This window comes from Echinicola sediminis, from assembly GCF_054777495.1.
In genome coordinates this window covers 22,883-36,608 of sequence record NZ_BAAHAP010000032.1, presented here as the reverse complement: position 1 = coordinate 36,608, position 13,726 = coordinate 22,883, and the positions used below count along the sequence as shown (strand labels likewise).

Sequence of the window (13,726 nt, the reverse complement as noted above, 5' to 3'; positions counted from 1 at the left end):
ATAGGTTTAGAAAAATAACAAGAATAAATATGACAGGAAAGTTTATTGGATTATTACTTATGTTCTTGGTGTGTAAGATGGGAATGGCCCAAAAAGTTACATTTGCGGACTGTTGGGAATATGTGGGGATAGCTATTGATGAGCCAGGATATACGGTTTGGGGAACCTCTCCGGTGATGGATAAAGAAGGAAAATTACATCTTTTCGTGGCCAGATGGAAGGGGAATACAGTGGAACCAGGTTGGCGATCAGGAAGTGAGATCGCCCACTATGTAGGAGAGGGGCCAGAAGGGCCATTTGTTTATTCGGATGTGGCTATTGCAGGAACCGGCTTGGATACCTGGGATCGATTTGGTGCTCATAATCCAGCTATACACTTTATGGATGGAAAATATGTGTTATTATATATCGCCAATGATAACCCCAGCAGTCCACTACATCCTTCCAATCAAAAAATAGGAATGGCCATTTCAGATAGCCCTTATGGTCCTTGGAGAAAAGTCAACAAAGACGGATTGATACTGGATGTGCCTAAAAATCCGGATTATTGGAACTATCAAGCAAGTAATGGGGTGAATAACCCAGCCCTTTTAAAGCATCCCAATGGGGGGTATTTTTTATATTTTAAATCCGAAAAAGCCAGAATGGGGCTCGCTTTGTCGGAAAACCTGGAAGGTCCTTATGTTCAGCTCCCGTATCCCGTTACCTCTAACAGCACAAGCATAGAAGATGGCTATGCTTTTAGGTATGAGGGGAAGTTCGCTCTTTTGACCACAGATAATCATGGAATGATTGAAGAAGGTGGTGGCTTGCTATGGTTATCAGAAGACGGAATTACTTTCAGTGAGTATGAAAAGGGCTTTCACCGTGCCAATGCCTATATTCCTTTTGATATGTCGAAGGCAGCAGTACACTACGGCCCAAAAAACCGACCTTATGCAAAGTTTGAAAGACCTCAATTGCTTATGGTAGAGGGCAAGCCCCAATATCTTTATTTGCCTTCAGGCACAAATGTGTTTGGGGAAGATTATACGGTAAGTTATATCCTTAAATTCAAAGATTAAAATGCTTAATAGAGTTATGACAGTTCTGGTTTTGGCTTCAATCGCTTTGACCAATGGCTTTGCCCAAAGTAGACCAACCCTACCCCTTCCCTCTCCCGCTCAGCTGGCCTGGCAAGAGTCCGAGCTTGTGGCTGTGTTTCATTATGACCTTCATGTCTTTGACGGTCAGAAATATGTGCAGGCCAGAAACCGAATCACCCCGGTCCCAGATTATAATATTTTCAATCCGGCACAACTGGACACTGATCAATGGATAAAAGCAGCAAAGGACATGGGAGCGAAAATAGCCATACTGACGGCTACCCATGAGACAGGATTTGCTCTTTACCAAAGTGATGTGAACCCCTATTGCCTAAAAGCAGTGCAATGGCGGGATGGTGAAGGGGATGTGGTCAAGGATTTTGTGGAATCCTGTAGAAAATATGACATCCAACCGGGGATTTATATCGGTATCCGCTGGAATTCTTTTTATGGTATCCATGATTTTAAAGTCAACGGGGAAGGCCAATTTGCCCAAAACCGGCAAGCTCATTATAATAAAATGTGCGAGGGTATGGTGGAAGAACTGACCTCGCGCTACGGGGACCTGGCCATTATCTGGTTTGACGGAGGGGCTTACGGGCCTGCTGAAGGCGGCCCGGACGTGCAGGGTATCGTAGAAAGCAACCAGCCCGGTGCCATTTTTTATCATAACCATGACCGCGCCGATATCCGTTGGGGAGGAAGTGAGTCAGGAACTGTTCCTTACCCTTCATGGGGTACCTTTCCTTTTAAGGCTACCAGGGCGGGGGAAAGTGCCCGCGCTATCATTAGCGCCAATAACTTCCAGCTGTTAAAAACCGGGGATCCCAATGGGACCTATTACATGCCCGCCATGAGTGATGCCCCATTGAGGGGGTATAATGGAAGGCATGAATGGTTCTGGGAACCGGGAGATGAAGCCCATGTATATCCTTTGGAGAAATTGATGCACATGTACGAAAACAGCGTTGGGCACAACAGTACCCTGATTTTGGGGATTACGCCGGATGATAGGGGATTGGTACCTGAAGTGGATGCCAGCCGCATGAAAGCGTTTGGGGAGGAAGTGAGGAGAAGGTATGCAGAACCAATTGCTAGCCTATCCGGGACAGGAAACAAACTGGGGTTGAAGTTGAAAAACCAGCCAACGGTCCATCAGGTAGTGGTGGAGGAGGATATTCGTTTTGGGGAGCGGGTGCGTGAGTTTGTCCTGGAAGGAAAAGTAAATGGCAAATGGACTCAACTTTACAAGGGGAGTGCTATAGGGCATAAGCATATCGCTATTTTTGAAGGTAGGGAAGTTGCTGAAATAAGGCTGGTGATCACGCATTCGATTGGGGAACCCAAAATTCGTGGATTTAAAGTGTTTGGCTAATGGGCCCAACAAGGAGCAGACGGATGTTCGAAAAAAGTTTTTGACGAGTTAAACAATAATTATTTCTGTTGATATGAAGATTTTACTACAAAGGGGCTTTGTGGCCTCCCTGGTTTTAATGTTTTTTGGATTTCAGTCCCTTGCACAGCAAGACTCCAAACCCAATGTGATATTTATCATGGCGGATGATATGGGCTATGGGGATCCGCAGTGTTATAACGCTGATTCCAAAATCCCCACACCCAATATGAACCGTCTGGCCAAAGAGGGGATGGTATTTACCGACGCCCACTCGGCATCCTCTGTATGTACGCCTTCGCGCTACAGTTTTATTACAGGGAAATATGCCTGGAGGTCGGAGCTTAAACGGGAAGTACTTTGGTCTACCTATAATGATCCTTTGATAGACAAATCCGAAGAGACCATTGCAGACATGTTTCATTCCCAAGGCTATGCTACGGCAGCGGTAGGGAAGTGGCACCTGGGGATCAACTTTTTGAAGAATCAGGGGTATGGATTCGTAGAAGCCAAAGACTGGCATGAAAAAGGGATAAAAGGCAGCAGGGAGGTGAACTTTATGGCTCCCTCCTATGGAGGTCCCAATGACCTTGGTTTTGATTACTTCTTCGGGTCAGGAGCGGGGCATAATATGGAACCGCATGTGTTTATTGAAAACCGTTATACTTATGGTCTGCCAAAAGTATGGCGGGAGAAAGGGCAGTCCACCAAGGAGGGGATTTCTGCCAGTGAAGTCCATGAAGGCTGGATGATAGAAGGCTGGGACGATACCAAGATCGGGCCTTCGCTGACCGAAAAGTCTTTACAGTTTATTGAGGAAAATGCCCGGCTTGGCAAACCTTTTTTCCTGTATTTTCCGACTGTGGCCCCGCATCGTCCCTGTACGCCGGCTGATTTTGCCAAGGGGAAAAGTCAGGCCGGGGAAAGAGGGGATATGGTTTATGAATTTGACTGGACAGTGGGGCAGGTGATGGAGAAGCTGGATGAGTTGGGTATAGCGGATAATACCTTATTGATCATCTCCAGTGACAATGGCGGTACCGCTACCAGTGATGATGGCAATGATTATGGCCACAAATCCTGTGGGGACCTGAACGGATATAAGGCATCGCTTTTGGAGGGAGGGCACAGGGTGCCTTTTATTGTAAGGTGGCCGCGTGTGGTTGGCTCCAATACCAGCAGCGATGAGTTGGTCAGCATCATGGATATCTATGCAACGGCGGCTGAAGTTCTGGGACTAGAAGAGCCCAAGGGGGACGGAGAGAGTTTTTTGTCCTTATTAAACGGAGATTCCGATAGGTCTTCCAGAACACAAATGGTACATCATACCTATTCCGGCCAATATGCCCTGCGGTCGGGCAAATGGAAATTTATTCCCCATCGGTCTCCAAAAGATGGTGCTTGGAGCTTTTCACTTTATGACCTGTCAGCCGATCGCTTTGAGCAAAATAACCTGGCCGATCGCTATCCCGATAAGGTGAGGGAATTTAAGGAAAGCCTGGAAAAGTTGATCAGTATGTAATGGAACTTGGTCGTTTGAAGTTAGGGCCCTTGGTAGAGCGGCCATGACCAATTAAGGCAGCAATTAGGAAAAGACTTTCTTTTGGGATTTTTTATTTATTAGTGCTTTTGCACTAATTATTTTATATATTGCTGATGTTATCATATAATAGGGTTTAATTAGGGTTTTATGCTTGAAATCCCCGGAATGATCATTTCGGGGATTTTTGATGGTAAGTCACCTGGTTCTTTTGGGGGGATTTAGCTTTTACCTGAAAGATTTGGGGGCTATCTGAATAGAGGGCTTGTTGAAAAGAAACTTTAAATTATACTAACAATTTGTTCATGAGAAAAAAAATAGGGGTTTCATTTCTGCTTTTGTTTGGGATAGTAGGCAGTATTCTGGCCCAAAACAGGCAGGAGGAAGTCCGGTATACGGAAAATTCTTTTTATGACGGGACTTCCGTTTTGGTGCCAGATAAAGTGTCCGATAAGGAGCTGGTGGACTTGGCGTCGAAGGTCAGACCGTCGGCTCGTCAGTTGCGATGGCAGCAATATGAGATGTTAGGATTTGTGCATTTTAACCTCAATACTTTTACTGGAATGCAGTGGGGGTCAGGAGTAGAAGACTTAACGGTTTTTAATCCTGAGGAGCTGGATGCCAAACAGTGGGTGGAAACCTTTAAAAGTGCGGGAATTAAGTCGGTAATCCTAGTTTGTAAGCACCATGACGGATTAACACTGTGGCCCAGTCAATTTAGAGAGAGAACCATCGCCAAAACTCCTTGGAGGGATGGGCAAGGGGATCTGGTACGCGAATTTATGGATGCCTGCAGAGAGGAAGGTATCCGTACCTGTATTTATTATTCGCCATGGGACAAACAGGATCCTTATGGTACACCCACTTATAATGATCTAATGGTCAATGAACTGACGGAGCTGTTGACCAATTATGGGAATATTGATTTGGTTTGGTTTGATGGAGCAGGCTTGGATGAAAAGACCAGTGGGGTAAAGATGGAGATAGATTGGCCAAGGGTATATGCATTGATCAGGGAGTTGCAGCCACAGGCCTTGATTTCAGGAGCTGCCCCGGATATCCGATGGGTGGGAAACGAAGCAGGAAGAGGGCGATTCACAGAGTGGAGTGTTCAGGGGGTAGATCTCATGGAAGCTGATTTTTCCGGTGCAGATGCCGGAACGGCTCTTACCGCCAAAAAGCTTGGGGATATTTCCGAATTGTCGCGGTTTAAGCAGTTGGCTTGGTATCCTGCCCGTGGGGGACTTCCTGTAAGGGTACAGTGGTTTTGGGCTCCAAACCAACAGAGCCGTTCATTGGAGTATATGATCAACTCCTATTTTGAAACCGTGGGGCAGAACAGTAATGTGCTGATCAATCTTTCTCCTGATCAAAGGGGGCTTATCCCGGAGGAGGATGTGCGTTTGATGAAGCAGTTTGGGAAATATTTAGAGCGAATGTATGCCAAAAACCACGCCGAGGGAGCTGTAGCCAAGGCTACAGAGGTTCGGGAAGGTGGCTTTGCGGCCAATTACCTCTTTGATGATGACCTAAGAACCTGTTGGCTGGCTCCAGAAGGGCAGGAAAGTGGAGTGATCAGGGTAGACCTATATGGCAAACAAACTTTCAATGTGATTAAGCTTTCTGAAAACATAGCCGATTATGGACAGCGTGTGGAGCGTTTTGAGGTAGATGCCTGGAAAGAAGATAAATGGCAGAAAATAGGAGAGGCCAGCACGATTGGTCTGCGTCGATTATTAGTGGTTCCTATCACCACTACGAATAAGATAAGAATTCGTATTACCGATAGTAGAACGAGCCCAAGTTTGGCCAGCCTCGAGCTGTATACCGCTCCTGAAATTAAAAAAGGCCCCAAGATAGAACGGGATGAGAGAGGAAAGGTAAAAATATTTAACGAAGGAAAGAAGGTTCAATATACCTTGGACGGAAGTGATCCTCTGTTAGGGGAAAAGCATGAATATAATGGGCCATTTTCCCTACCGCATGGTGGGGAAGTCCGGGCTGCTTTTGTAGGGGATGAATCGGGCGAGTTTTTTCAGCATAGCCAAGAAGTGTTCAGCATTTTGCCTCTAGGTTGGAAGGTTAAGGGGGCAAAAGATGGAAAAAGGATGATTGATGGAGATGAGCATACCTGGGTGGATATAGCATTATTGCCATCAGGAGAAGCTGATTTGGAGATATTGTTGCCAGAGGTGAAAAATGTGTCAGGTTTTGGGTATCTGCCCCCTCAGGGAGCATCTAATGAGCCTGGAAGGGTTTCTCTCTATGAATTTTATCTCATGACTGAAGAAGGCAAATGGAAGAAAGTAAGCGAAGGAAATTTTGGAAATGTGGATAATAATCCTGTGGAAAGAAGAGTGGATTTTGGAGCATCTTATCTTACTGAAAAAGTAAAAATGGTGATTAAGCAGACCAGCCGTCAAGACAAAGTGGCCCGGGTGGCTGAGTTTAAGCTTTATTAATAGCGGAAGCTTTTCATCTCCTTTGAAAAATGAGCGTTTCTGAGGATTGGGAAATCCTGCTCAGAAAACGTTAAAGTTCTTTATGATAACGGAAATAATAATAAATCAATGAAAAAATATTCCTTTAGTGTTCTGGTACTCGGGCTGGCTTTAATCAGCTTTTCCTGCAAAGCTCAAACCGACAAGCAGCCCAATATTGTATTTATTTTGGCGGATGATTTAGGTTACGGCGATCTGACTATATATCATCCCGAATCCAAGATCAGCACCCCGCATTTGGACAGGTTGGCTACTGGTGGGGCCAGGTTTACGGATGCGCATTCAGGATCTGCCGTCTGTACCCCTACGCGTTACGGTATTTTGACCGGTCGCTATGCTTGGCGCAGCAAATTAAAGGATGGCGTGCTCTGGCCCTGGGAAAGTGCTTTGATTGAAGAGGATAGATTGACCATGGGCGATATGCTGAAATCTGTTGGGTATACTACCGCTGCAATAGGGAAGTGGCACCTGGGCATGACCTGGCCTACCAAGGACGGTACCGTGGTGCCGGACTCCATAAGAAGCGGTGAATGGGCAATGGGAGGAGAGAAAAGGCTTGGGTTTGGCCATAAAGTGGATTATGAACAGCCCATTCAGCATGGGCCGATTACCAGGGGCTTTGATTATTACTTTGGGGATGATGTGCCCAATTACCCTCCCTATGCCTTTATAGAAAATGATAAGGTGGTAAAAGAACCGACGATCATGAAACCTTCGGCGGTCTATGGCAATCCGGGGATTTTTCAGGAAGGCTGGGACTTGACTGCCGTAATGCCGGCCATACAGCAAAGAAGTGTAGCGTATATCAGGAACACAGAAGAGAAGTTTAAGCGTCGTCAGGACAAGCCTTTCTTTTTGTACCTGGCCCTGACGGCTCCCCATACCCCAATTGCGCCCTCCGAAGAATTTATAGGGAAGAGCAATGCCGGAAGGTATGGCGATTATGTGATGCAGGTGGACCACTTGGTGGGAGAGGTAGTGAAGACTTTGGAAGAAGAAGGCATGCTGGACAATACGCTGATCGTTTTTTCTAGTGATAATGGCTCACCGGCGAGGGATGGTAGCAATATGGCAGGGGCTACCCGGTCAGTAGTGGAAAAGTACGGTCACCAGCCCAGTGGTAGGTTTCGGGGCATTAAGGCCAGCATCTATGAAGGTGGTCACCGTGTTCCCTTGATTGTACATTGGCCTAAGGTGGTGAAACCGGCTGTTTCGGAACAGACGGTTTGTTTGACGGATTTTATGGCCACTTTTGCGGGGATAGTGGGCTATCGTCTGCCTCAAAATGCGGGAGAGGATAGTTATGATCTACAGCAGGTATTGGCCGGAAAGGAAACAAAAGATCCTGTAAGGGAGGCGACTGTCCACCATTCGGGCAATGGGCAGTTTGCCATCCGAAGGGGCAAGTGGAAACTGGTTCTGGGCGGTGGCTCGGGAGGTTGGACCAAACCAAGAAATGATGCGGAGGCGGAAGAAATGGGATTGCCCATGGTGCAGCTGTTTGACCTGGAAAATGATCCGGCAGAAGAAAATAACCTGGAGGCGGCGCATCCGGAGCTGGTTCATGACCTGACTGCATTATTGGAGAAGTATAAGGAAGCAGGCCGAAGCAGGCCTTGAAGATAGTTGGATCAAGAAGTTAGTGATAAGGATAGATAAAAGCTTCATTAATCTAGGAAAAAGACCATTTACAAAAGTAATGGTCTTTTTTTTAGCTGTAATTAGGTCGTATGTACTAAAGTAAATACTTTTATGGTGCATATGGCCTACCTGCTCTTGGGTGGGTCGGTGCTTTAGTAACTTAATTATAATAACGTATGAGAAATTTTGACAAGAAGTTGATTTCAAGTGCCGGAATAAAAGGGAAAGCGCCTGCGCTTTTCAAAAAGGTTTTATTCCTAGCCTTGATTTTATTGTTGGGTTCCTATTATGGGGATCAAGCCATGGCACAAGGTGGTGTGCAAATTTCCGGGACCGTCAGTGCCGAGGAAGATGGGATGGGACTCCCAGGGGTAAACGTTTTGGTCAAGGGGGCCGGTCAAGGAACCGTGACTGATATTGACGGGAACTATTCCCTTAAAGTACCCAATGAAGACGCGGTTTTGGTCTTTCGTTACATTGGTTTTGCAAGCCAAGAGATTACCGTAGGAAGCAAGCGCACCATAGATGTAAGTCTATCCTCGGAAATTGCCGGCTTGGACGAAGTGGTGGTAGTGGGATACGGTACCCAGAAGAGGGGTAACCTGACCGGAGCTGTGGGAATGACCGATAGCAAAGTCCTGGAAAACCGACCGATTACAAACTTGACAGATGGTCTTCAGGGGGTGGTGCCTGGGCTAAATATTGCTTCAAACAGTGGCTCGCCAGGAAGTAACCCCAGCTTCAATATCCGTGGCGCGACCAGTATCAATGGAGGTTCGCCTTTAGTATTGGTGGATGGGGCCCAGATGGATATCAACAATATCAACCCGCAGGACATTGAGAGTGTTACCGTGCTTAAGGATGCGGCTTCAGCAGCGATTTATGGTGCAAGAGCTGCATTTGGGGTAGTTTTGATTACCACTAAGAAAGGGTCCAAAAGCTCAAAACCAAAGATTCAGTATTCTGGAAATGTCTTTGCGGCAAGGCCTACCATTCTTCCTGACAAAACAGACTCTTATCGCTATGCATTGTTTGTCAATAGTATGCGTGAGAGTACCAATGCATCCACTGTTTTCAATGAGGAGCATTTGGGATTGATCAAGGATCGGGTAGATGGAGTGATTACGGATGATTATACCCTAAAGCCTTCTGGTACCGCGTATTATGAACATGCCAATACGGATTGGGCAGACCTGGTTTTTGCGAATGCGGCTCCTGGTCAAAACCATAACCTCAGCATTACAGGAGGTTCTGAGAATTCAGCCTACAGGGCTTCCGTAGCTTATGCTCGCCAGGATGGAATTGTCAAAATCGGAAATGATTTCTACGAAAGATTTAATTTCAATTCAAACATTAGCACAGACCTTAACAAGTGGTTGACCACTAAGTTTCAGGTTAACTTTTCCAGGGCTGAGCAGGATGTGCATAATCTTCCTGGTGGAGGTTTTGGGCCTTCCATTTTCCACGTGGTTTGGAGAGCGAGACCTACTTGGACTCCTTACTATAACCTGGATGGAGTGGATTACGCCACATTCCACCGCCTGAACCCTGTAGCTACCATTGAAGATGGTGGGCGCAACAATTTGGTCAATTATAATTTGAACACAAAGGCTGGCGTGGAAATGAAGTTTGGAGACTTCCAAGTGTTCTCTAACTTCACATTTAACCCCAAGTTTAGACAAAGGGTGAGGAACAATAGACAGTTTTATTCCATCCAACCTTGGAACAACCTAACGGTTTCACCTGAAGCGGAACCTTCCTATATCGAGCGCACCAATTTTGTGGACAACTATTATGCTTTTGATATCTATGGAAAATACGCCAAAGATTGGAGCAGTGGGCACAGCATAGAGGCTACTGTAGGTTTTAACCAGGAAAAAGCGACATACACTTCTAATCAAAGTTATAATACCAACCTGATTTCTGATGATGTGCTATCTACTTCAGCGACACTGGGAGATCCAAGAATCGTTGATAGTTACTCAGATTGGGCTATAAGGGGTGCTTTTTATAGAATCAATTATACTTATCAAGGGAAATATTTACTGGAGTTGAATGGTCGTTATGACGGGTCTTCCAGATTCAATAAAAATGATCGCTTTGGATTCTTCCCGTCTGTATCGGCCGGATGGAGAGTAACCGATGAAGAATTTATGAAAGATCTTACTTGGTTGAATCTTTTAAAATTACGGGCTTCTTATGGTCAATTAGGAAACCAAGTTTCAGGCTTTACTTATCCTTTTACTGGATATAATACTATTTCAACTTCTAGTATGTACTGGGTAATGGATGGCAGTCGACCTGTAGGTGTAGCCCCTCAAGATCCACGAGCTTCAGATAGAACGTGGGAAAAGGTAAGTTCTACCAATATTGGTTTGGATATGATTTTCCTTCAAGGAAGATTGAACGTGACCTTAGATGCCTTCCAAAGAGACACAAAAGGTATGTTGGTTGCAGGAGCCGCCCTACCAGGGATTTTTGGAGCGAATCCTCCTCAAAAAAATGCCGCAGACCTAAGGGTCAAAGGCTGGGAAGCAACTGTAGGTTGGAATGATGAGATCAATAGTGAACTTAGCTATAATTTGAATGTGGTCGTTTCAGATTCCAAAGGTGAGATCACCCGATACGAAAATCCCACCAAGTCTTTTTCGGGAGGCTATTATGTGGGACAGACACTGGGTGAGATATGGGGATATGAAACGGTGGGCATTTTCCAAAACCAAGAGGAAATTGATAATGCTGCTGATCACGCTCAGCTCGGTGGAGGTAACCTGATTGCTCCAGGAGATGTGCATTATGCTGACCTCAACAATGATGGTTCCATCAACGGAGGTGCGGGTACAGTCGATGATTCCGGAGATAGGAGAATCATCGGTAATGCTTCTCCAAGGTATTTGTATGGTATTAGAGGAGGCTTGAATTACAAGAATTTCGATTTCAGCATTTTCTTCCAGGGGATTGGTCAAAGAGATTTCTGGTTGGACGGTCCTTTGATGTTTGGAAGTACAGGAGGCTATGGTAATGTCATTGTTTTGGATAATGTCTATAATGAGACTTGGAGCGATGGCTCAGACGGTCTTCCAGAAAATAGGGATGCGTATTATTTCCGTCCAAGCCAAGGGCAAGTGACCAACAGAAACACCCATGTTCAGACCAGGTACCTTCAAGATGCCAGCTATTTGAGGCTTAAAAACTTGACCATTGGCTATAGTTTGCCTTCTGACATGCTGGAAAGGGTTAATATCGGTGGCTTGAGAGTATATGCCTCTGGAGAGAACCTGTTGACCTTTACGAAGCTCAATGAGAATTTTGATCCTGAAGTGCTTGACCCAAATCAAGATAACCTTGGGAGTGCAAGCTTTAGCAACGGAGGAGACCAGTCTGGTAAACTCTATCCATTGTCCACTAGAATTTCCTTTGGGCTAAGTCTTAGTTTCTAATCAACCCTCAAAAAGACAAAGACATGAAAAAAACAGCAATATATCTACTGGCCTGTCTTGCATTTGCGACAGGGTGTAATGACGAATTTTTAGATACTTTTCCAGAAACGCAGATCAATGATGATACTTTCTGGAAAAGTGCTTCAGACCTTCAGGTCTATAACAACCAGCTTTACTCCTCTTATTTTGCCACGAAAGGCTTCAGAGGAGGGTTTAATGCGGGGATTCTGACTGATGATAATTTAAGTGATAATTCCTTTGTTCAGTCTCCGGGAGATGTTCGTTTGGGAATTCACACTGCCAATACACCGGGCCGGGAGAACTGGGACTGGGAATTGGTAAGGGATATCAACCAGATGTTGGAAAATAGTGCAGCTTCCGATATTGAAGAGGTGGCTAAAAACCCCTATATCGCTGAGGCCAGGTTGTTGAGGGCATTGGATTATTATGACAAGCTAAAGCTCTACGGAAAACTTCCTGTTATTGACCGTGTGCTTACCGATACTGATCCATTATTATATGAGGTACAATCCAGCCGTGATGAAGTGATGGCTTTCATCAAGTCAGATTTGGACTTTGCAGTACAATGGATGGCAAACACGGCAGAAAGCAACCGCTTTACCCAAGACATTGCCAATGCTTACAGGGCGCGTATCATGCTGCATGAGGGTACTTTCAGAAAGTATCACGGACTAGGAAGTGAGCAAGTTTATTTGGAAGCCGCTGCTGAGTCTGCTGAAGCACTGATGAATTCAGGGAACTATAGTATCAATGTTAGTGGTGATTACAATGCCTTGTTTGCCAATATGGATTTGGCGGGCAATGATGAAATCATCTTTTACAGAGATTATGATGATGCTTTACAGATTTATCACAATGCCTCAAATGTGTTGACCCATACTGAGGGGACCGAATTTGGAGGTACAAAGAGTTTGATCAATGATTATCTATGTGTAGATGGCCTGTCGATTGAAGAGAGTCCACTGTACCAAGGTGATGCTACCATTGAAGAGGAATTTGCCAATAGGGACAGGCGGTTAGCGGGGACTTTCGCGCAGCCAGAAACCTATTTTGTGGATGGCCGATTGTACCTTAATTCAGATCCCCTGGGATTAAGCTCCAATGAATCTTCTCCTTCAGGGTATCAAGTGGCCAAGTTCTATAATGAGGAGCAGGATAGAACGGCTCCTTGGGACAGGGCCTTTATGGATGCACCGCTCATCCGTTATGCAGAAGTGTTGTTGATCTATGCCGAAGCCAAAGCAGAGCTGGGAACCATTACCCAGGGCGATGTGGATATGACCATCAACCAGCTTAGGGCCAAGGCTGGTGTGGCTGACTTGGTGTTGGATCAAGGAAGTATTATTGCGGATGTAAGAAGAGAAAGAAGGGTGGAGCTGGCTTTTGAAGGCTTCCGATATGACGATCTGATGCGTTGGAGAGAAGGTGCTAAGTTGACAGCGCCTGTATTGGGAATAAGGTTTAATGCAACAGACATCGCCGATTATGACGCATTTGAAATTGGCTCAGACGTCAAGTTGAATGGTGAAGGTTATATCATTTCTGATCAGACTTACCTGTTTGACGAGAGCAAGAACTATTATTTCCCTGTACCGGTAAATCAGCTTTCGCTGAATCCAAATTTGGAGCAAACGGACGGATGGGAATAAGAGGATAATTTTCATATTTATTTTTTGACCAAGCCGGCAAACCTAGGGTCTGAAGCATTCAGCCATTGGTTTGTCGGCTTTTTGTTTTAGGCGGGGCTTTGCATTGCCCAATTCCCTTTACTGCTGGCTTTTTTTCTTTTACCATTGCAGATGGTTTTTCTCGCATTGGGCTGATGGAGTTTTGCGGGGCACCTCAAAGAATTTTACTTATAAAAACTTCTTTTTAAAATTCTTTCAAGCACCTGCGCTTTTGTAATTGTTTGTAGAGTGTGTGTCTTTTTTATGGTAAAATAAATAGTCTAATAATCATATTTTTATAAAATATGATTAATGTGTGTTTCTGTTAATTTAAAATATTATAATCAGCTTATTTTCAGTCATTTAATTATTTAATGGTTTGGTATTAAAGTGTTCTATAATTGGACTTTAATGTGATAAATATGTAAATTATATCAT

7 protein-coding genes are annotated in these 13,726 nt (G+C 45.0%); all 7 read left to right on the top strand.

From position 1 onward, the window contains the following. Positions 1–29 precede the first annotated feature (29 nt). The 7 genes from ACYVAA_RS10405 (at position 30) to ACYVAA_RS10375 (ending at position 13,270) form a co-directional block, all read left to right on the top strand. Positions 30–1,064, top strand: coding sequence for a glycoside hydrolase family protein (locus ACYVAA_RS10405; RefSeq protein ID WP_460541278.1), 1,035 nt, complete (start codon positions 30–32; stop codon positions 1,062–1,064). A 1-nt stretch (position 1,065) separates the two neighbouring features. Further along, positions 1,066–2,460, top strand: coding sequence for an alpha-L-fucosidase (locus tag ACYVAA_RS10400; protein WP_460541276.1), 1,395 nt, complete (start codon positions 1,066–1,068; stop codon positions 2,458–2,460). A 73-nt stretch (positions 2,461–2,533) separates the two neighbouring features. Then, a complete protein-coding gene (locus tag ACYVAA_RS10395; RefSeq protein WP_460541274.1) occupies positions 2,534–4,000 on the top strand; it encodes a sulfatase family protein in 1,467 nt (488 codons plus the stop codon). 323 nt (positions 4,001–4,323) lie between these two features. Then, positions 4,324–6,480: an alpha-L-fucosidase gene (locus ACYVAA_RS10390; protein ID WP_460541272.1), complete on the top strand. Its 2,157-nt coding sequence runs from the start codon at positions 4,324–4,326 to the stop codon at positions 6,478–6,480. A gap of 108 nt (positions 6,481–6,588) precedes the next feature. After that, a complete protein-coding gene (locus tag ACYVAA_RS10385; protein ID WP_460541270.1) occupies positions 6,589–8,139 on the top strand; it encodes a sulfatase family protein in 1,551 nt (516 codons plus the stop codon). 197 nt (positions 8,140–8,336) lie between these two features. Next, positions 8,337–11,600, top strand: a complete 3,264-nt coding sequence (locus ACYVAA_RS10380; protein ID WP_460541268.1) for a SusC/RagA family TonB-linked outer membrane protein — start codon at positions 8,337–8,339, stop codon at positions 11,598–11,600. Between the two features lie 23 nt (positions 11,601–11,623). Next, the gene (locus tag ACYVAA_RS10375; RefSeq protein ID WP_460541266.1) at positions 11,624–13,270 is read left to right on the top strand and encodes a RagB/SusD family nutrient uptake outer membrane protein; all 1,647 of its coding nucleotides are present in this window, start codon (positions 11,624–11,626) and stop codon (positions 13,268–13,270) included. Positions 13,271–13,726 lie beyond the last annotated feature (456 nt).

Excerpts from the sequence above, each read along its gene's own strand:
- ACYVAA_RS10375 (WP_460541266.1), top strand. The coding sequence starts at position 11,624 with ATGAAAAAAACAGCAATATATCTACTGGCCTGTCTTGCATTTGCGACA.
- ACYVAA_RS10400 (WP_460541276.1), top strand. The coding sequence starts at position 1,066 with ATGCTTAATAGAGTTATGACAGTTCTGGTTTTGGCTTCAATCGCTTTG.
- ACYVAA_RS10405 (WP_460541278.1), top strand. The coding sequence starts at position 30 with ATGACAGGAAAGTTTATTGGATTATTACTTATGTTCTTGGTGTGTAAG.
- ACYVAA_RS10385 (WP_460541270.1), top strand. The coding sequence starts at position 6,589 with ATGAAAAAATATTCCTTTAGTGTTCTGGTACTCGGGCTGGCTTTAATC.
- ACYVAA_RS10395 (WP_460541274.1), top strand. The coding sequence starts at position 2,534 with ATGAAGATTTTACTACAAAGGGGCTTTGTGGCCTCCCTGGTTTTAATG.
- ACYVAA_RS10390 (WP_460541272.1), top strand. The coding sequence starts at position 4,324 with ATGAGAAAAAAAATAGGGGTTTCATTTCTGCTTTTGTTTGGGATAGTA.
- ACYVAA_RS10380 (WP_460541268.1), top strand. The coding sequence starts at position 8,337 with ATGAGAAATTTTGACAAGAAGTTGATTTCAAGTGCCGGAATAAAAGGG.